The organism is Marinovum sp. 2_MG-2023 (assembly GCF_030548265.1).
Taxonomy (GTDB): domain Bacteria; phylum Pseudomonadota; class Alphaproteobacteria; order Rhodobacterales; family Rhodobacteraceae; genus Marinovum.
This window is the reverse complement of sequence record NZ_JAUOSD010000001.1, coordinates 236,930-257,790: the sequence shown is the minus strand read 5'-3', so window position 1 is coordinate 257,790 and position 20,861 is coordinate 236,930. Positions and strand designations below refer to the sequence as shown.

The following is a 20,861-nucleotide window of genomic DNA, read 5'->3' as shown; positions in this document are numbered from 1 at the left end:
CTCCCGGTTCGTCGTCAGGTACTTTGCCGCGAACCACCGCTTCACATCCTCCGGCTATCGCGCTGGATTTTCGCGATAAATCCTCTACCGCATGTGTGCAACACGACCCGCAACACACAAAAAAGGGGCCGCCCAAAGGCGACCCCCAAAGTCTTCCGGTTGGAAGGCGTGATTTACATCATGCCGCCCATGCCGCCCATGCCGCCCATGTCGGGCATGCCGCCACCGGCTGCGCCGGCTTTCTCGGGCTTGTCGGCAACCATGGCTTCGGTGGTGATCAGCAGACCAGCAATCGAAGCGGCGTCCTGCAGTGCTGTGCGCACAACTTTGGCCGGGTCGATGACGCCGAATTTGAACATGTCGCCATATTCTTCGGTCTGTGCGTTGAAGCCGAACTTGACGTCTTCGCTTTCGCGGATTTTGCCAGCCACAACCGAACCGTCAACACCGGCGTTTTCTGCGATCTGACGCAGCGGTGCTTCCAGCGCTTTGCGCACGATCGAGATACCAACGTTCTGGTCGTTGTTGTCGCCTGTCAGACCTTCGAGCGTTTTGCCCGCTTGGATCAGAGCAACACCACCGCCAACAACGATGCCTTCTTGTACAGCAGCGCGAGTCGCGTTCAGAGCATCGTCAACACGATCTTTGCGCTCTTTCACTTCAACTTCGGTCATGCCGCCAACGCGGATAACAGCAACACCGCCGGCCAGTTTGGCAACGCGCTCTTGCAGTTTCTCACGGTCGTAATCGGAAGTGGTTTCTTCGATCTGTGTACGGATCTGGGAAACGCGTGCTTCGATTTCAGCTTTCTCGCCGGCACCGTCAACGATGGTGGTCTCGTCTTTGGTGATCGCAACTTTCTTGGCTGTGCCCAGCATGTCCATGGTCACGGACTCGAGCTTCATGCCCAGATCTTCTGAGATCACTTGACCGCCGGTCAGGATCGCGATGTCCTGCAGCATGGATTTGCGGCGATCGCCGAAACCAGGTGCTTTGACAGCTGCGATTTTCAGGCCGCCGCGCAGTTTGTTGACAACCAGAGTTGCCAGCGCTTCGCCTTCGACGTCTTCTGCAATGATCAGCAGCGGCTTTTGCGACTGGATCACTTGCTCGAGCAGCGGAACCATCGGCTGAAGCGACGACAGTTTTTTCTCGTGCAGCAGGATCATGCAGTCTTCGAGGTCTGCAATCATCTTGTCGGAGTTGGTCACGAAGTAAGGCGACAGGTAGCCGCGGTCGAACTGCATGCCTTCGACAACATCGGTCTCTGTTTCCAGGCCTTTGTTTTCTTCGACGGTGATGACACCCTCGTTGCCGACTTTTTGCATCGCGTCAGCAATCTGCTGGCCGATTTCTTTTTCGCCGTTGGCGGAGATGGTGCCAACCTGCGCAACTTCGGCGCTGTCGGACACGTCACGCGACGCGGCTTTGATCGCTTCCACGACTTTGGCTGTCGCCAGGTCGATACCGCGCTTCAGATCCATCGGGTTCATGCCGGCGGCAACCGATTTCAGACCTTCTTTGACGATGGCCTGGGCCAGAACGGTCGCGGTGGTGGTGCCGTCGCCCGCTTCGTCGTTGGTGCGGGAAGCAACTTCCTTCACCATTTGTGCGCCCATGTTCTCGAACTTGTCTTCCAGTTCGATTTCCTTGGCAACCGATACACCGTCTTTGGTGATGCGCGGCGCGCCAAAGGATTTGTCGAGCACAACGTTACGGCCTTTGGGGCCGAGTGTCACCTTCACCGCGTCAGCGAGGATGTTCACACCCTTCAGCATCTTGTTGCGGGCATCGGTGTCGAATTTGACGTCCTTGGCAGACATATATGTCTCTCCTTGACTAGAATTTCGGTGGAAATCGGGAAGCGGGCCGGTGCCCTGCCCCCCGCGACAATCAGGCGATAACGCCCATGATGTCGCTTTCTTTCATGATCAGCAGCTCTTCGCCGTCCAGCGTGATCTCGGTGCCCGACCATTTGCCGAACAGGATCTTGTCACCCGCTTTAACGTCGAGAGTCACACGCTCGCCTTTGTCGTCACGTGCACCTGCGCCCACGGAAACGACTTCGCCTTCCTGGGGCTTTTCTTTTGCACTGTCTGGAATGATCAGACCGCCAGCGGTTTTTTCGTCGCCTTCAACGCGACGCACAAGCACGCGATCATGAAGCGGTGTAAATGCCATCTTTGCAGCTCCTCGGCTCAAAGTTAGTTTCAGTCCCCCCTCTGTTCCCGTCCGGGCCAGAGGGCATTATCACTCACCCTGTTTGAGTGCTAACGTCGCATAGCTAGGGAGTCGGAAATCCACTGTCAACTGTCGGGTCGGGAAAAATCATGCCGTTTTCCGATGATTCCTGCGCTGCATTGCGGCAAAATTTTCAATAGCCGCAGGGAAAAATACTTGCGTCTGGCTGTATGTTATTTCATAACAAACCTGACCCCTCCCCGGTACGTTGTGTTTCAGCGTTCCGATACAAAAGCTTTGCGTGCCCGTTACCTTCTGCGGGCAGTTAGGCCGCGATGTCCGCCGTTGCAAAACCGGCATCCGCAACTCTGACCACCGGGGATTTCCATGAAAACGTCATTCTTCGCAGTCGCGGCCGCGCTTGCCGCCTCCACTGCTTCCGCCCAAGACCTGCCGCAAGCCAACAGCGATTGGTTCACCGCCGGCCAGGCCCATATCGAAGCGATGCTGGCCCGTCAGCCCAACACCGGCAAAGCCAAAAACGTGATCCTGCTGGTGTCCGACGGCAATGGTGTTGGCACCAACTATGCGACACGTGTGTTTGCAGGCCAGCAGGAAGGCAAGCTCGGCGAAGAGCATGTTCTGCCGTATGAGACCACCGACTGGAACTCTGCGATTGTCAAAACCTACAATATCAACGCCCAGACCCCTGATTCCGCCCCCACCGCCGGCGCGATGAATTCGGGCATCAAACAGCGTTTCAACCTGATCAACCTGAACGAAAACGGCATTCACGAAGATTGCTCGTCCGTGACCGGCAACGAAGTGACCGTGTTCTCGGAACTGCAAACCGAAGCGGGCAAATCCGTCGGCATCATTTCCACCGCGCGCCTGACACATGCCACACCGGCCGCTGTCTACGCCAAGACCGCCAACCGCAACTGGGAAGATTCGGTTCCAGAAGATTGCACCGCACAAAAAGACATCGCCTCGCAGCTGATTGACGCGATGGAAGCGGGCACAATCGATTTCGCAATGGGCGGCGGTGGTCGTCACTTCCTGCCTGCGGATTTCGAAATGGGCAACCTCAAGGGGCGCCGCAAGGATGGCGAAAACCTGATCGAAAAGGCCACCGGCCTTGGCGCGCAGTTCGCGTCGGACACAGAATCGTTCAACGCCCTGGATCTGGCCGCCGATTCGCCGATCCTGGCGCTGTATGAAAACAGCCACATGCAGTACAACGCCGACCGCACCGACGAACCTTCGCTGGCAGAGATGACCAAATCGGCCATCGAATACCTGTCGAAGAACGAAAACGGTTTCTATCTGGAAATCGAAGCGGGCCGCGTCGACCACGCCAGCCACGCCGGCAACGCCTATCGCACGCTGACCGATGGTCTGGCCTTTATTGATGCGGTGAAAATGGCGGATGAGCTGACCAACGACGAAGACACGCTGATCATCGTCACCGCCGACCACGAGCACGCGATCGCGTTCAACGGCTACTGCGGCCGTGGTTCTGACATCACCGGCCTTTGCATGGGTGTTGCCAAGGAAGGCGATTCGCACTCGGGCGAGCCGCTGTTGGCAAAAGACGGCAAGCCATACACCGTTATCGGCTTCCTCAATGGCACCGGTTCGGTTCTGCGCGAAGATGTGAACTGGGTCGGCGCACGCCCCGATCTGACACAGGAAGACGCGACAGACATGGATTACATCCAACAGGCGCTGATCCCGACGTCGTCGGAAACCCACTCAGGCGAAGACGTTGCCGTCTATGCCAAAGGCCCATGGGCACATTTGTTTGATGGCACCATCGAACAAAACGTGATTTTCCATGTTATGAACCATGCCGTGAACGTCGAATAATCGGCACCCTGATTTCAGGATTAAGGGGGCCGGTGACACGGCCCTCTTTTTCGTTTCTGGCCCAAGATTCCCATTGCGGGTCACGATATGTAATACTATTACACACAGGACATCAATATGGACCGTCGCAGTTTCATGTTTTCCGCCGCCGCCCTTGCCACCCCGTCGCTGCTGTCCGCAGCCGAGCCGATCAAACTGCGCGACCTCTATGGTGCAGGGCGCGAATTTTCCGATCTGGCACAAGAGCTTGAAGGTCAGCGCATCACGGTCACCGGTTTCATGGCACCACCGCTGAAGGCCGAATCCAGCTTCTTTGTCCTGACCAAATTGCCGATGGCGGTCTGCCCCTTCTGCGAGACCGAGGCCGAATGGCCGAACGATATTCTGGCGGTTTACACCAAACGGACCGTCAAGGTGATCCCGTTCAACGTCAAAATCGACACCGCCGGCACGCTGTCGCTGGGCGGTTTCAAAGACCCGGACACCGGATTTGTCAGTCGCGTGCGCCTGCTTGATGCGACCTATGGCTGATCCCCGCCGCCTGCCCCTTCGGGTCACCAACCTGCGCATTGCCAATCCGCGTGGCCGGGTTCTGGTGGATGTGCCGGATCTTGCGGTTGCCCCGGGCGAGGCATTGGGTATTCGGGGCCCATCCGGCGCCGGGAAATCGACCCTGTTGTTTGCGCTTGCCGGGTTGATTGAATCCGCAAGCGGCCAGGTTGTCTGGGGTGATCAGGATCTTCTGAACCTGTCGGCCGAGGCCCGCACTGCCTTTCGCGCCGAAAACATGGGCCTGATCTTTCAGGACTTTTTGCTGTTCGAAGAATTGGGCGCCGCGGCGAATGCCGGGGTTGGATCGTTCTTTCGCCGCAAATCCACGCGCCCCGCCCTGCGCCAGCGCGCCGACAGGATGCTGACCCATCTTGGCATTCGCGACGAGGCCCGCAACGTCACCAGCTTTTCCGGCGGTGAACGTCAACGCGTCGCCGTCGCCCGCGCCCTGGCGCATGATCCGGCCCTGCTGTTGGCGGATGAGCCTACGGCCAGCCTGGACCGCGCCGCCGCAGACAGGTTGGTCGGTGATCTGATCGACCTCACGCGTGCCGAGGGCAAGACGCTGATCACCGTCAGCCATGACATCGCCCTGCTGGACCGCATGGATCGGGTGATCCTGATCCAGGATAGCAAACTGGTGGAGACCGAAAATGTCTAGTCTCTGGGCTTCGCTGTCCGCCACATGGCAGGATAGTCTGATCGCGCTGGCGCTGGTCCTTCCGGGGCTGATCATCGGCGCGCTGACCATTCGCGGCTTTGCCCCCTGGGCGCTTGTGCGGGCGCTCCTGTGGCGCTTTCGCTGGCCGAACGTGATGTTCGTGCTGCTGATCGCCGCCTCGGTCGGCATGGGCATCGGATTGATTGCCCAGGAACGTGGCCTGCGCAAAGGCACCGCCGCCGCCGCCGATAAATTCGACATGATTGTCGCCGCCCCCGGCAGTGAAATGACCCTGATGCTGGCCTCTGTCTATCTCCAGCCGTCTGATGTGCCGCTGCTGAAGGGCCAGATCTACAACGAGATCGCCAACCATGACCGCGTGACAATTGCCGCGCCACTGGCCTTCGGCGACAGTTTCGACGGCGCGCCGATCATCGGCACGATTGCTGATTTCGCCCGGTATCTAAGCGACAACCGGATCGAAGGCCGCATGTGGCAAGACACCTTCGAGGCAATTGCCGGCGCCTATGTGCCATTGGACATCGGCGACAGCTTTGTCCCGTCGCATGGTTTTGGTGACACCGCCGAGGACGATGCCCATGGCGACCAGATCACTGTCGTCGGCCGCATGGCGCCAACCGGTTCGCCCTGGGACCGCGCGATCATGGTGCCTGTCGAATCGGTCTGGGCCGTGCATGGTCTGGCCAATGGGCATGCGCCGGACGCCCCGGTTCAACTCGGCCCCCCTTATGATGCGGCCTATTTCCCCGGCACACCGGCCATCGTGGTCAAGGCGGACGAGCTTTGGGCGACCTATTCCCTGCGCTCGGAATTCACCCGCGACGCAGAAACCATGGCCTTCTTTCCCGGCACCGTTCTTGCCGAACTTTATGCCGTGATGGGCGACGTGCGCCAGGCGATGTCGCTGATGACACTGGTGACCCAGGTGCTGGTGGCGACATCGGTTCTGGTGGGCATGTTCATCCTGACCCGGCTGTTCCGGCGACAAATGTCGCTGCTGCGTGCTCTGGGCGCACCGGGTCGTTTTGTGTTGTCGGTGGTCTGGTCCTATGCCGCGATGTTGCTGGTCAGCGGCGCGGTCCTCGGGCTTGGGGTCGGGCTGGGCGCGGCCCATGCCCTGTCGCGCATTGTCACCGCCCGCACCGATATTCTGGTGGTGCCGCAAATCGGCTGGACCGAGGTGCATTTGCTGCTCGGCTTCCTCTCCGTCACCCTCCTGTTGTCCCTGCTGCCAGCCCTTGCGGTCCTGCGCCGCCCGATTGTCGACGGGCTGCGCGCCTGACCTTCGAACTGATCCCTGAAAGGAACACACCCCCATGCGTTTGATCCCTGCTCTGCTGCTCTCCCTCGGGCTGGCGACCACGGCCATTGCCGACGACACCCATGACGACCACGATCACGACGAGCAAGACACTCACCTCGCGGTGATGGACGGGGTCGAGGTGCTGCACCCCTGGACCAACGCCGGGACCGGCCCAATGACCCTGATCTTTGCCGAAGTGGAAAACACCGGCAACACCGCCCTCACCCTGCTTGGCGCAGAAAGCGACGACGCCACCAGCGCCGAACTGGTCGGCTTCATGTTGAAGGACGGCAGCGAAAACTATCAGGTGATCCCAATGCTGGAAATCGCCCCGGGGCGGGAATTGGATCTCGCCCCTCGTGGCGTGGCCATTCGTTTGAATGGCCTGACCACCCCGCGCACCGAAGGCGACGAAATTGAAATCCACCTTCTGACCGACCGCGGCGAACTGGCCTTGCATGTCGCGGTCGAAGCCGAAGACGCAATGAAGCACAGCCATGCCGGACATGCCCATTAACCGCCGCAGTTAACGGGGACCGGCCTTCTTTTGTTCAAAAATATCCCGGGGGTCCGGGGGCTGGCCCCCGGTCCGTCGGCGCGCATCGGCGCGACGAACCCACAAAAGACCACACCCCGGCGGGCAAAGCTACGGGATCAGCCGGGCATAAAGGATCAATTCAGGCCGGTATTCGAAATGCATCCCGTCATAGTGATGCCATTTGCCGCCCCAGATAAACCCGTACCGCTCCAGACTGCGCACCACGGTTTCCGGGATGCCATTGCGATACTCACCGGCCTGCCCCTCCGGCACACCACCCCACCGCCAATAGCCGCCATATTTGGTGTTCAGATCCAGCGCGATACCAAAACTATGCGCACTCAGCCGCGTCGTGCCGGCAATCACCCGCCAATTGAAACTGCCCCCCACATTGCGCAGGCTGGCATGAACGGCCGCATCGCTTTGGCTGATCTCGGCCATCGCTGCGGCCAATTGACAGGCCACGCCATGCCGGTCCGTCATCAGATAGGTCGCCCGGCCCGGCCCCGGATAGCGCACTTTTTGCAGGCTGCCGCGCGCCGCGCTTTCTTCAGCAAAATAGAGTGCGCGAAAAAAGCCATCGTTGCGCACCCGCCCCGGATCGTTCCACGGCGTGGCCCTTGGGCCCAGATCAAAATCCAGAGGATAGCGATAGTGGAATTGCTCCACCACCGATCCATCGGTCAGCATCCCCTTCGGATCACCGCCCCGCACCCGCCCCAAGGGCAGCGTTTCGCCAGAGGCAAACACCACCTGTTGCGCCGCCAGATCCACCGTCAAACCGGGATAGGCCATCTCCAGCGCCACCTTCAAAGGCGAACCACCATCCGGAAGCGCCATCGCCAGAAAATCACGGGCCCCACAATCCGCCGCAAGCGCGGGCTGGGCCAGAAACCCAAGCACCAACAACCCTTGCCGCAGACGTGTCAGCATCCCATGCGGCTTTCCATGGATTTCAGCTCGTTCACCCGGTTCTTTTCCGAGGCGGTCAGCGTCGGATTCGACGTGTAGCAATTGGAATTGTCGAAGGTGTTTTTGCCCCGCGCGGTCTTGAAGCAATATCCCTTGCGATCAAAGATTGAATTGCGCTCATACCACAGCTCATCACAGCTGGGCCCGCTGCTGCGCACCGCGCCGCTCAACCCGCCACTTTCGGGGCGTTGTCCGGCGCCGTTCTGCAAGTACCGGCCATAGGCCCAGCCAGACACATTCTGCCATTGCACCGCACACCACCGATATTTGTAGCCGGATTTGACCTCACAGTCAGAGACATAGACCCCCGTCGCATTATAGGGGAGCTCGGCCACAACGCCGTATTCGTCGCCATATTTCGACTTGCCCGGTCCGGTCCGCAGGTTCAGCGTGTCGTTCGAGGCCACATCCACCAGCGAATAATACCCCAGATACTCGGTGCTGCGATGGCCGCCGCGTGATTGTTTCAGGTACTTGCGACCAAAGGCATAGCCCTGAATGCAACCATAGGTCACGTTACACCACCCGTTAGAACCACAGGACTGCACCCGCACCCCATCCGCATTGTACGGCAATTCGCCAATGGCCTTGTTCTTGCTGCCGGGGCCAGACCGGACAAACAACGTGTCATCCACCGGGATATTGGTCACCGACCAACGCCCATCCAGTGCCGGACAGGAATACTGCGCGGTTGCAGGCGGCGGATTATGGACAGGCGGATTGTATACCGGCGGATCCGGCTCGACCTCGACCGCCGGCGGCTTTTCATAGGCGGCCAGTTTTGCCTTGGCTTCATCCGCATAACGCCCTGCGGGAAAGACGATCAAATAGGTGCGATAGGCGTCTTCGGTATCGGTCGCTTCTGCCTGTTCCCAATAGTCCCTGTCGGCCATGTCCAACAGCAATTTGCGGGCATCTGCGGCTTTGGGGTGATCGGGATAGCGGGCCAGAAAATCCTCCAGATCTTCTTTGCGGCCACCGGAGACCGCGTTGATATAGGCCACCAATGGATCTTCGACCGCAGGCGGGCGTGCCGGGGGATCGTCGCGCTCATCGCGGGGCGCATTGCCCGGGGTGTCGTCGCCATCCGGCAGGCCGACAAGATAGATTTCCTCATCCGGCAATTGCATCCGTTCAATTGGCACCTGCCTGCCGTCGGTCTGTTCCCGCACCTTGGCGCGCACCTTGCGGAACATGCGCCCCACCTCCAGTCCCGGCTCGTCCAGAACCTCAAGCAGGGCTTCGGTATAGGGGCTGTGCGTTCCTGCCCCGTCATCCGCGGTACTTCCGGCCTCGGCGGCGAAGCTGACCACCAGACCGCTTTCACCTTCCAGCGACACCGGGGCCAATCCGCGTTTCAGCGACCGTGTGCCATTGGTACGCTCCATCGCAGAGGCAAAGGGATTGTCGCGGCAGGCATCCAGCAACACCATGCCCAGCTTGCCCGCCTGACGCACCGTGGTCAGCATCGCGGTCAATGGCAGGGCCTCAAAGGTGGCCGTCGCCTCGGATCGCATACGTGCATCAACCGGGATAAGGTAATTCGCACCGCTCATTTCGATCCCGTGACCGGCATAAAACACCACCGCCAGATCGGCCCGCAGCGCTTTTTCGGTAAACTCGCCCAGCGCAATACGGAAATTCTGGCCAGTCAAATTCTCACGCAGCATGACGTCAAAGCCAATATTGCTCAACTTCTCTGCGACGGCGCGGGCATCGTTTTGGGGGTTGGCCAAGGGCGTTGTCTGTTCATAAGCGGAATTGCCAATCACCAGCGCAACGCGGCTTTCGGCCAATGCCGCACCGGTCAACACGGTCCAGAACAACAAGACAAAATTCATCAGACGCATGGTAATTCCCCTATCTGGCCAAAAGGCCAATTCGATCGGCCGTAAAGGATGCCACACACCAGGCAACATCACTGTGGCGGCCGCATCGTGCTTCGCGCTGGCCAATCCAGCTGCCCTGACTGGCAGCAGCAGACGTGCCCCGGTTTCGGGCCGATTTATACACCTGCAACAACAATTGGTCCTGACGGCCCAGGACATCACTGGAACAGATCGCCCGTTCAACCCGGGTTGAGGCCCGGGCGCAATTGAACCCCGGCCCAATGTTACCCGACAACCGCCCACTGCGCAGCGCATTGATCCGGTCGCCGGACACGGTCTGGACACATCCGGCAACCGCCCAGGCCACCCCGGTGCAAACGGCATCGCGTTGTTTCAACCAGGCGCGTTGGTTGCCGACATCGACCCAGCCGTTGCTGCGGGCGTTCTGGAAGGCAGATAAAAGGTCATTGTCCTGGCGCGCCAGATCCGAATTGGAACAAATAGCATGCTCCACAGCTGTCGAGGCCCGGCGGCAATCAAAGCTGGGGCTGGCACTGTTGCTGGGTGGCGGTGACACCACGGGCGGCGGTGCGGCGACTGGGGGGATCACCGGCTCTGCCTCGGTCAGGGCGGCAATGCGCGCCATGGCCTCGTCCACATATTGGCCATCAGAAAACACGATCAGATAGCGGCGGTAGGCCTGCACGCTGTCTTCGGCCCGGGCCTGCGCCCAGAACGCATCATCCTGCATCAGGGCAATCAGCTTGCGGGCGTCTTTGGCGCGGGGATGATCGGGATAGCGTGACACAAATTCATTCAGCGGCTCGATTTCACCGGTGGCAACCGCATCCAGATAGGCCACCATCGGGTCACGCGTGACCGGCCCACGCGGAAGATCGGTGCGTGGCGGCGGGGCGGTGTCGGGTGGCGGGCTGGCGCCTTCGGGCACAAAGTAGATCGCCTTGTCCGGCAGTTGCATCCGTTCGACCGGCACCTGTTGCCCATTGGTCGCCTCGCGCACCTTGGCACGGATCTTGCGGAACATGCGACCGACCTCCAGCCCCGGTTCGTCGATCACCTCAAGCAGGGCGGTGGTATAGGGGCTGTTGCCGCCATCGCCATCCTCAGCGGTGCGCCCTTCCTGGGCGGCAAAGCTGACGATCATCCCTTGCTCACCCTCGACATTCACCGGCGCCAGCCCGCGTTTCAAGGACCGGGTGCCATTGTTGCGCTGGATGGTGGCGGCAAAGGGATTGTCGCGACAGGCGTCCAGCATCACGATGCCCAGCACCCCCGCATGGGTCACGACCGACAGGATGTCATCCAGCGCCAGCGCCTCGAATTGCGCGGTCGCCTCGGACCGCATCATCGCATCCACCGGGATCAGGAAATTTCGCCCGCCCAGCTCGATCCCGTGACCGGCATAAAACACCAACGCCAGATCCGCCTGCAAGGCCGCCTCGGTAAACTGCCCCAGAGCCAGGCGCATGTCCTGCCCGCCAAGGTTTTCATGCGCCATGACATCAAAGCCCAGCGTTTCAAGTTTGGCGGTCAGCGCACGGGCATCATTGACCGGATTTTCCAGCCGCGCGGCATTGGTGTAATCGGAATTGCCAATCACCAACGCCACACGCGTTTCCGCCCAAAGCGGCATGGCGGCAAAAACCGCCAGCGCCAGCGCCATCTGAAACATATGGGTCAGATCACGCCGCATAAGCACGTTCCAATGCTGCCAGCGACCCACGACCCAACACGCCATCCACCGCACCGGTGTAATAGCCCCGCGCCTTCAAGGCCTGCTGCAACTCGCGCGCCAGGGCCCGGTCAAAGGATTTGTAATTTTCGATCACAAACCGCGACCCATATTCCAGCGACAGCACCAGATAGGTGCCCCGGTCCTCTGCATCTGCACCCAGATCCGCATAAGGGCCCCAGGCAAGCCGACCACAGGAATAGGCATGGCGCAACGTGCAGGCCTTTTTGCGCAAGGCGAGGCCCCGCACCGGATCGGCAGGCACGTCTTCCAATTCAAGCATCCCGGCGGCATGGCCGCAATAAAACCCGGTATCCCCCTCACAGGATTGCAGGGCCAGTTCAAAAGACTGCGGGAAATCCTGCGTCACGCCTTCGCCCCGGTAATACAGCCCGGCAAGCCGACCACAGCCCCAGGCATTGCCATCATCACAGCCCTTCTGAAAGAATTCCGCCGCAAGCTCATGATTTTCGGCCGTTCCCGCCCCTTCGGCGTGGAACCATCCGGCGCGGGCGCAGCTCCAGCCGTTTTCCAACACGCAGCCACGGGTGAAATAGGTCAAAGCGCCCTCGAAATCCTCTTCCCCAAGCGTGCCGTATTCCAGCATTTCCCCAAGCCAGCCACAGGAGCGGCCATCGCTCAGGCCACAGCCCTTTTCGTACCATTCCGCAGCGGTTTCGAAATCCGGCGTGCCCAACGACCCATCCTGATACAGATTTCCGACGTTGCTACAGGTCCAGGCCTCCTCTGGCCCGCAGGTTGCGCTAAGCCGCGCCAGCGCCAGTTGCATGTCGGGTTCCGGGGCGCGCCCGGCCTTGTGCATCCAGCCCTCCATGCCACAGCCATTTTCATCGCCACCGGCACAGGCTCTGGCAAACAAGCGCAGCGCCTCGGCGTCGCTGGCACCGTCAATCCGCTTGTTCTTATGGATATATCCCAGCGACCGACACGCCCAGGTTTCGTCCAGCTCGCAGGCCCGGCTGAGTTTGGCCACGGCGACCTGAAGGTCCGGGTTTTCCACCCGCCCGCGCGAATGCATCCAGCCGACATTGCCACAGGCATTGGTGTCCCCCAGATCACAGCCTTTGGTGAACAGGCGCAGCGCCTCGGCGTCTGATGCGCCGTCGATCCGTTTGTTGATATGGACATGTGCCAGCGACCGACAGGCAAACCCCTCGTCCGCGTCACAGGCCATGGTCAGATAGTCAATTGCCGCCGCAAGATCCGACTCTGGCGCGCGGTCGTTGGAATGCATCCAGCCAAGATTGCCACAGGACGTCATATAGCCGTTGTCGCAGCCCATGGTGAAATAGCGCAGGGCCTCGGCATCGCTGCTGTCGGGCAATTTGCCATCAAGATGCAATTTCCCCAAAGCATTCGGCGCACTGCGCAGCCCCATCGCCAGCGCCTGATCATAATAGTCCATCGCCAGATCGTAGTTCGGCGGCGTGGCATCGACGTAAAGAGACGCGAGACTGAGGATCGCGCTCTGATACCCGGCCTCCATCGACTTTTGATAGAATTCTGCCGCCTCTGACACGCTGGCCTCCATGCCGCCGTAACCATGTTCGGCGATCACCCCCAGCCGTTCATAGGCAAAGGCCGGATCGGCACGGCCGCCAAGCTCCATGTATCGGCGAATGCGCGGATCATCGTCATCACCAACCCAGATCGCACGCCCGGCCAGAAAGTAGAAAAACCATTCTTCGGGGTAGTCCAGTATCGCCTGCTGACAGGCCGCCAGCGCCCGTTCGGGTTCAATGGCATCATAGGCAATAGAGCCCCCCGGCACACGCGGGTGCCAGGCGTATCCGGCCAGACGGTCGCATTCCGTCAGCTCCTCGACCGAGGTGCGGAAAGAGGATTCAAAGAATTCGTTGTCCGATGTCCCTGCATTTTCGCCCTCGACCTCTGCGGTGGCGGGGCCGGTCGCATCCGATGTCTCTGCCTCGGCATCCTTTGCAATGGGCGGCACCAGATGGATTTCGCGCCCCGGCAGGTCGCTTTCGAAAATCGGGGTCTGCTCGCCATCGGTGCGGGCGCGCACGGAATCGCGCAGGCGGCGGAAAAAGAAACTGATTTCCACCCCCGGTTCATCCAGAAGCTCCAACAGCGATTCCGCATAGGGGCTGTGGTCGCCCTCGCCATCCGCCGCCGTTTGGCCCGGCGCGGTGGCAAAACTGACAACCTGACCACGTCCGGGATCCGGCAAAGGCGCCAAACCGCGACTGAGCGACCGGGTCTTGTCCAGTCTTTCGATCGAAGACACCCAAGGATTGTCGCGACAGGCGTCCACCATGATGATCGACAATTGCCGCGCCAATGCAGCCTTTTCCACCAGCGTCTGCAACGAAATCGATTCAATGTCGGCCTCGGCCTCATGTTCCAGCAGGGCATCGGTCGGGATCAGATAGTTTTCGCCCGACAATTCGATGCCATGCCCGGCAAAATAGACCAGTGAAATATCGGAATTGCTGGCCTCGCGGGCGAATTTTCCGATCAGGCGGCGAAACCCGCGATAATCCAGATCAATGCCCAACGTGACCTCGAACCCCACCTGTTTCAGCCGGTCGGCAATAGCGGTGGCGTCACGTTCGGGATTGTCCAGCCTGGGTGCGTTTTCGTAGGCGGAATTGCCGATCACCAGGGCAACCCGTGTTTCGGCCGCCGCGGTCAGCGCCAAAACAGACATCACCACTGTGATCAGAAAACGCAGCACCATGCCCTATCCATCCTCTGTATAAAGGCCAATGACCCCGGTTTGACAGCTGCCGCGCGCCAGAACCGACGGCAGCGTGTCATCATCGGGCACTGTCTTGGCATTGAAATTGTCCAGCATCCGGCGCAGATCCAGCGGCGGGCGGCTACAGAAAATTGCCACCAACTGATCCTCGCCGGTGGGTTCGGTCACCCGAAACCGCACCGGAAAGCCGCGCGGTCCGACCTGATCATCACCCGAAGGTTTCAGCGGATGAAGATATTGCAGCGCGCCATTGCTGGCCACGTTGAACAACGTCAGATACCGCAGCTCGCGACTGGGCGGGGTGAATGTGAAATTCACAAATGCCCCAACCGGATTAAGGCTGTGGTCCTGCCCGGCTTTGACCCCGACCGCCGCGCGCGACGCTTTTTTCGAGGCAAGGATATGGCGCAGCGCCTTTGTGCGGGCGACCATGCGGCTGGCATCACCGGTGATTGTGGTGATGCGGTCGCCGGTGTGGTTGAACACATCCCACCGCCCGCCGCCCAAATCCCTGAACGACAGTTCGGGGGATGCATTGACCACATAATAGCTGCCGTCTTTCAATCCCGGCGGAGGGGGGCCATCAAAGCTGACAGCCACCGCATCGCGTGGCGGATCCCCGGCCTTGGGCTGTTCCGGCTCAGGCGCCTTTGCGGCGGGTTCGGCAAAGGACAGCAACGCATGCGCATCCCCCCGTGGCAGAATGCGGGGCTGCTGGCTCTGTTTCATATGCGCAAACACCCGATCATCGAGATAATCGGCCATCTCGGCGCGGGTCATTGTGCCGTCGTTGTTGGTGTCCGCCGCGCCGGTGATCGCCTCGGCAAAGAACCACGACAGCGCGCCATGCTGTTTGCCGTCGATCCGGGTTTCCGTCACCAATCTTTCTTCGCTGGCGGTCGCAAGGATCTGGGTGACATGGGCCAGTTCATCACTGCCATCGTCGCCCTCTTCGGCGATGATTTCATCCTCCAGCGGATCAATACCGGTGTCCCACACCCCACCATTGCGCGTCAGCCCTATCGCCCCGGTGTCGACCTTGCGGGTCAGACCGGCGGAATGGCAACTGTCCATCACCCAAATCACGTTATAGGCGGCGGCTTCGGCCAGGATCTGGCGCAGTTGATCATCATTCAATCGCCCGACCCGCGGATTTTTCGGGTCGAATTCATAAAACATGATGGTTTCGTCTTTGTGGTCCGTCACCTCGTCAAAAGGTTCGGAATTTTCCACCTCTTGCCCGCCATGGCCGGAAAAGGTCACGATCAGCGTGTCCCCCGGCGTCGCTTCGGCGATCATCGACCGCCAGCCCGCGAGAAAAGCCTCGACCGTGGCACGTTCGTCGATCAAAAGCCGCTCGTCCGGCAGGTTGATCCGCACCCGGCGCATCGCGCTGGCAATGCGTTGGGCATCGTTCACCGCCCCTTGCAGATCCGAAAGCTCGCCTGCGGGCGCGGGATGGGGGCTGAAAGCACGGTAATCATCCACCCCCACCACCATGGCATATTGCGCCGCGTGGACCGCAGGAGCGGCCCCTAGGGACAATGAAATGACACAGGCCGCAGCCCGCAATTTATTTGTGCAGGACAAGCTCCACTCGCCGGGCAATCGCCTGACGCTCCTCAATCGAATACAGGTAAGGGTCCGACAGTTTGGGCGGAACGCGTTCGCCTTTGCCGTCGATATGAATATAAGTATAGGCGTCATAGGTCGCGAGGTAATGGGTGAGGTAGTCGCGCACGGCCTGGGCCCGACGATAAGACAGATCAAGGTTATAACTGTCCGACCCGCGCTCGTCCGTGTGACCGATCAGGGTGATTTCGCTGATCTTGTTGGCCTTCAGAAAGGCGCCGACATAATCGGCCTCATACGCGGCCTTGTCGTCCAGATGATCGGAGTTTGACCCGAATTTGATTGGCAAGAACACGGTTGTCACCGCCTTGGCCGCGCCGTCGGCCACGGCGTAATCCTCTTTCTTGCCACTGGCATAAGGATCTTCGTGTACCACCTTTTCTTTTACTGATTCTTTTGCGGGTTCTTTTTCTGGCGGCTTTTCTTTGATCTCCGGCACGTCGACGTGATCTTCCTTGATCACCTCGGCATGATCTTCAAAGCCTTTTTCCTCTTTCGGGGGCGCTTCGTGCACCTCCTCGTGGTCGGTTGCGCCACCGCCGCCGACCTCATCGCCATAGGATTCGATGGCGATGCCGCGCACCGCGCTTTTCAGGACGCCGCTGGGCGATCCACCGCGGGTGATCGTGCTGTCCAGCGTGCCAGCCAGCATCATGTTTTCCTGTGCCAGCCGCGCCAAACGTTCGGCCACCGGCACCAGACGTTCATCCGGTGGCGTCAGCGCCGGATCGGTGATCGTATCCAGCGCCGCATTATAAAGCTGCGCGGCTTCATCCCGGTTGCCTCTGGCTGCGGCAATATCGGCCCGCACCGCCTGCACCGACCAATGCAGCCCCGGCACACGTTCCAGAACCGCCTCGGCCGCAGCCAGATCGCCCTGCGCCACAAAGCGCCCCGCGCGGCTGGCCAGAACGCCCGACGCCTGTGCCGTTGCGCGGGTCACTGTTCGTTGGTTGCATATACCGCCCGTCCGCAGGGTTGAAACCGCCGCCAGAATGTCATCGACACTGCCCGCCGCATAGGTATCGCGCAGCGCTTTCAAACCGTCGGAACAGGTTGCGGCAAAGGCCGCCCCCGGCAGAACCGTCGTGGCCAGGAGAGCTGCAAAAAGTGTGGTGCGTAACATCGTTGAACCCTCCTTCACTCGAAGACTTCGAATGTGACGTGATTGGTGGCACTTTGACCGCCATCTTCCTGAACGCGTTCGGCGGCTTCGATGGCAATGCCACGGGTCAGCGGTTGGAAACGTGACTTGGCATAGTCCAACGCGCCCTCGGCGGTCATTTTCTGGTCGCCCAATCCGCCCATCCGACAATAGGCCAACATGGTTTCGCCTTTGCCCGGTTCGTCAAAGCGAATGCGCAGACCCGACCCTTCGTAGGGGATTTTGCGCTTTTCACCGGCCTCAAGGAATTGTGGCCCCAAAAGCGCGCCTGGCAGTTCCTCGATGTTCTTGCTTTCTTCGACATAGAACATCTGCAACTCGCATTTGTGGCTGGCTTCGATGGTGAATTCCAGAAGGTCGTCGATGTAGTAATCGTTCTGGTCCACATGGATCGCCAGCGTCAGCTTGTCCTTCTTGGCCTCTTCGGCGGGCGGGGCATATTTCACCGGTTCGGTCACGGCCGGTTTGTAAACAACGTCTTCTTTTTCGACGACTTCCTCGACCGCTTTTTCAACCTCTTTTTCCAGAGCGCCTTCGGCGTATTCCTCTGGTTCGTGTTTGACCTCTGCATAGCTTTCCGCCGGGCGATAGGGGCGCAGGTCGGTCATCCGTTCCAGAATATCGGCATAATATTTCTCGACTTCCGAGCGCTGGATCTTGCCACCCGCATCAAGCCGCGACAGCCAGTCCCCGACCACAACCGTCAAGGTCGGATCGCCCATCTGGCGAGCCCGGACGCGGAAAGTGTCTTCATCAAGATAGAAGTCGCGGGCCAATTGCCGAACGTCGAGCGCATGGAAATGCATGTCGGCCAAATAGGTGACAATCTCGCCTCCACCGACCGAATTCGGCGCCCGCAGGCTGGCCATCTGACCGCCGGCGGTCATGCTGGTGGCGTTCAGCTCTGCCAATGCCGACAGGAACGAAGCCCGGTCCTGGGCATAATATTCGTCCAGCTCGTCATTTTCGACATAGAGCTCCAGCAGCACCTCCAGTTCATCACGCGAGAAACGCTGTGACGACATCAGCGCATCGCGGACCTCGTCCTTTTTGTTGATCATGCCATTGTCATGACAATCAAAACAGGACCGCGCATTGACCACCTCGACACCTTTGCCGATTGGTTTGGTGCGGAACGACACGATAGAGGCCGGGCCGACCAGAAGTCGCTCACCAAGGTTGGTGGACAGGTAGTAACCCTGCAATCCATTTGGCAGGGAAAAGATCATTTCACCGCCGTCATGTTCGAACGGTGACGTGCCAGAGGGCGTGCGCGCCAGCTCTTTTGGGCCATCGGGGTGAAGCTCCAGCGATTGCTCGCCGTGGCTGCCGGCAAAGTCATAGGACTTCCAGTAATAGCCATCCCGCGGCAGATCGAACCGCTCCAGCATCCGGTTGTGATCCGACACGCCGGACGATCCCGGCAACATGCCGGCGCGAATGACCTGCAATTCATCAATCTCGCGATCGGCATCAACGCCAATGCGGTCTTCGATGTCGCGAATATCGGCGGTCAGATCCAGCAGGATGTCGTAATAGGGCGATTGCGACGCAAACCGCGCCACCCAATCGGCCCGCATGATCGGCACAAAAGCCCCGGTGGCATCCGCCACGGTTTTCAGCAGCGGATCATAGGCGGGATCAACGCCATAGGGATAGACGCTGGCCAGATCTTCCCAGGCCTCTTCGTCAAAATCGGCGTTTTCGACCTCTTCCGTAAAGACACCGGTCGACAGCGACAGCCAGTCATCAAAGGTCCATTCATAGTCGCGCAGATCAATGCGGACCACCGCACCTTCGGTGTTGGGCACCGGATGCACCGGCACCACACTGCGACCGTTGGACATTGAATTGATCAGCTTGTTGAAACCGGCATGCATGTAATGCATCGGATTTTTCAGCGCGCCCACCGCGCCACAATCGACCTCGGCCAGCGGCATTTCCGCAAAGGTGAAATACCGCATATATTGCCGGTCACGTTTTTCCACATCATTGATGTCGCGGGCGATGGCCAGCATGCGTTCCTCACGCGAGAAGCCGGCAAACAGCGGCGGCGGCAATTCTTCGTGCGGCACGGCGGCCACCGGCGGCACCGGTACTCTGTCCGACCCGGACGCTTCGGCAACGGGCGCCGGTGCGGGGGCTGCCGCTGGCATCTCTGGTTCGCCAAGCGCCACGATCCACTTGTGCAGCACCTCCAGCTCGTCCTTGCTCATCTTCTTGCCGGTGGGCATCCGACCGGCGGCCACGGATTCATAAATCGGCGACTTTTCGGGGTTGCCGGGGATCAGGATTCGGTCGTCAAACTTCATGTCGGCAATATCGCCGGTCGGGAACACCCCGTTATAGGTCTTGCCCGGCGCGTGGCAGGCGCGACAATAATCTTCGATGATCTGATCAGCCGCCGCCACCAATTGCGGATCGACACCTTTTTTCGCGACCGCAGCGGGCGGCGCAGTTTTCGGGGCGGCCGGGGCCTCGGCCGTTTCGGCGGGCGGCGGCATCACCGGTTCAAGCGGCTCGGTAGATTCACAATAGGCCTCGACGCGTTTCATCAGCCGTTCGGCACCGGTGTGATCCTCGATCACATCTTCGCCGCTCTCCTCTGCGACCTCTTCGACCACGGGATGATCGGGGATCGGGTCGGCCTCGGCCACGCGCACCGGCGTATCCGTACCGCCAGAGGGCGTGTCGGTTTCATCGGCTGGGGTGTTGATCACGATGGGCGGCGTCACCTTGTTTCCACCCGGCAGGGTTTCCACATCCACATTGGTGCCAGACAGATAGGCATAGATCGCCGCGCGATCCGCGCTGGCCAGTTGCGCGGTCTGGCGCGCAATCCGCCGCATCGACGGCGATGTCATTGGATTGCCGTTCAGCTTCTTGGCCTCGGTCAGCGCGCCAATCACAAAATTTTCCATCGGAAATTTGGCAAGCCGGTCGGCGGTGATGTCCGGCGCATATTCCCCAAGCAGGCCAAATTCGCCTTCATAGGCGCGGGTGTTGTCCAATTCGTATTTGAAGCCCAACCCGGTATCGCGCGGCGTGTGGCATTCGGCGCAATGGCCGACCGCTTCGACCAGATATTGCCCACGCGCCATTTGCGGATCGGACACAGCGGTCAGCGGCCCGCGTGACGACGAAAACTTGTCGAGGACAAATTCGCTCATGTAGGAAATATTATGCTCGCGGCTTTTGGCATCTGCGGTGGGCAGCTCTGCCATAAAGGCCTTCATGTCGAGCGCATCTTCCGGCCTCATCCGGCCATAAGACGGATAGGGAAACACCGCACCGAAATATTTATCGCCATCGGGTGACGTGCCGCGCAGGACCGCATTCAAAAAGGTGGCATTGCTCCAGTCACCAATTCCCGCAGCCTTGTGGTGGGTGATGTTCGGGGCATAAAGCTCGCCAAATCGGGTCGACATTTCCTGACCACCCGCCAGAATTGTGTCATCACCGTCCACCGCGTGACAGGTGGCACAGCCGGCCGCGTAATACATCGTCCTGCCGTTTTCCAGATCCGGTTGGTAATCCGCATAGGCGCCCGCCTCGAACAACGCGCCTGTTTGCGCCCAGGATGCAGTGGCAAATACGCCAAGGACGAGGCCGAGTGTCATATGATGTCTCATGTCGATGTCC

14 protein-coding genes are annotated in these 20,861 nt (G+C 60.0%); 5 read left to right on the top strand and 9 right to left on the bottom strand.

The genetic code is table 11. The annotated features are described in order from the left end of the window. Positions 1–173 precede the first annotated feature (173 nt). The gene (groL, locus tag Q4577_RS01270; RefSeq protein ID WP_244685990.1) at positions 174–1,823 is read right to left on the bottom strand and encodes a chaperonin GroEL; all 1,650 of its coding nucleotides are present in this window, start codon (positions 1,821–1,823) and stop codon (positions 174–176) included. Positions 1,824–1,893: 70 nt separating this feature from the next. After that, positions 1,894–2,181 carry a co-chaperone GroES gene (locus tag Q4577_RS01265; protein WP_244685988.1) on the bottom strand — a complete coding sequence of 96 codons (288 nt, stop codon included), beginning with the start codon at positions 2,179–2,181 and terminating at the stop codon, positions 1,894–1,896. Positions 2,182–2,568: 387 nt separating this feature from the next. Between Q4577_RS01265 and Q4577_RS01260 the strand changes: the two genes are divergently transcribed. The 5 genes from Q4577_RS01260 (at position 2,569) to Q4577_RS01240 (ending at position 7,104) form a co-directional block, all read left to right on the top strand. After that, positions 2,569–4,050, top strand: a complete 1,482-nt coding sequence (locus Q4577_RS01260) for an alkaline phosphatase (protein WP_303466993.1) — start codon at positions 2,569–2,571, stop codon at positions 4,048–4,050. A 117-nt stretch (positions 4,051–4,167) separates the two neighbouring features. Continuing rightward, entirely contained in the window at positions 4,168–4,581 is a 414-nt protein-coding gene (locus Q4577_RS01255; RefSeq protein ID WP_244685985.1) for a hypothetical protein, read from the top strand. Further along, entirely contained in the window at positions 4,574–5,263 is a 690-nt protein-coding gene (locus Q4577_RS01250; protein ID WP_303466997.1) for an ABC transporter ATP-binding protein, read from the top strand. The genes Q4577_RS01255 and Q4577_RS01250 overlap by 8 nt, the downstream gene beginning before the upstream one ends. Beyond that, positions 5,256–6,566, top strand: coding sequence for an FtsX-like permease family protein (locus Q4577_RS01245; RefSeq protein WP_303466999.1), 1,311 nt, complete (start codon positions 5,256–5,258; stop codon positions 6,564–6,566). The genes Q4577_RS01250 and Q4577_RS01245 overlap by 8 nt, the downstream gene beginning before the upstream one ends. A 34-nt stretch (positions 6,567–6,600) precedes the next feature. After that, positions 6,601–7,104 (top strand): copper chaperone PCu(A)C, encoded by a 504-nt coding sequence (locus tag Q4577_RS01240; RefSeq protein WP_303467002.1) that lies wholly within the window; start codon positions 6,601–6,603, stop codon positions 7,102–7,104. A 129-nt stretch (positions 7,105–7,233) separates the two neighbouring features. Here Q4577_RS01240 and Q4577_RS01235 read toward each other — a convergent pair whose 3' ends face one another. Genes Q4577_RS01235 through Q4577_RS01205 form a run of 7 tightly spaced genes read right to left on the bottom strand, consistent with a single transcriptional unit; the run spans position 7,234 to position 20,839 of the window. Next, complete coding sequence (locus Q4577_RS01235) at positions 7,234–8,058, bottom strand: M15 family metallopeptidase (RefSeq protein ID WP_303467005.1); 825 nt, start codon at positions 8,056–8,058, stop codon at positions 7,234–7,236. Further along, positions 8,052–9,947: a caspase family protein gene (locus Q4577_RS01230; RefSeq protein WP_303467008.1), complete on the bottom strand. Its 1,896-nt coding sequence runs from the start codon at positions 9,945–9,947 to the stop codon at positions 8,052–8,054. Before Q4577_RS01230 ends, Q4577_RS01235 begins: the two co-directional genes overlap by 7 nt. A 10-nt stretch (positions 9,948–9,957) precedes the next feature. After that, a complete protein-coding gene (locus tag Q4577_RS01225) occupies positions 9,958–11,640 on the bottom strand; it encodes a caspase family protein (protein WP_303467010.1) in 1,683 nt (560 codons plus the stop codon). Continuing rightward, positions 11,630–14,401, bottom strand: a complete 2,772-nt coding sequence (locus Q4577_RS01220) for a caspase family protein (protein ID WP_303467013.1) — start codon at positions 14,399–14,401, stop codon at positions 11,630–11,632. The genes Q4577_RS01225 and Q4577_RS01220 overlap by 11 nt, the downstream gene beginning before the upstream one ends. A gap of 3 nt (positions 14,402–14,404) precedes the next feature. Continuing rightward, positions 14,405–16,012: a caspase family protein gene (locus Q4577_RS01215; protein WP_303467016.1), complete on the bottom strand. Its 1,608-nt coding sequence runs from the start codon at positions 16,010–16,012 to the stop codon at positions 14,405–14,407. Next, the gene (locus Q4577_RS01210; RefSeq protein ID WP_303467019.1) at positions 15,996–17,180 is read right to left on the bottom strand and encodes an OmpA family protein; all 1,185 of its coding nucleotides are present in this window, start codon (positions 17,178–17,180) and stop codon (positions 15,996–15,998) included. Before Q4577_RS01210 ends, Q4577_RS01215 begins: the two co-directional genes overlap by 17 nt. A 14-nt stretch (positions 17,181–17,194) precedes the next feature. Beyond that, positions 17,195–20,839, bottom strand: a complete 3,645-nt coding sequence (locus Q4577_RS01205; RefSeq protein ID WP_303467021.1) for a cytochrome c — start codon at positions 20,837–20,839, stop codon at positions 17,195–17,197. Positions 20,840–20,861: the final 22 nt, after the last annotated feature.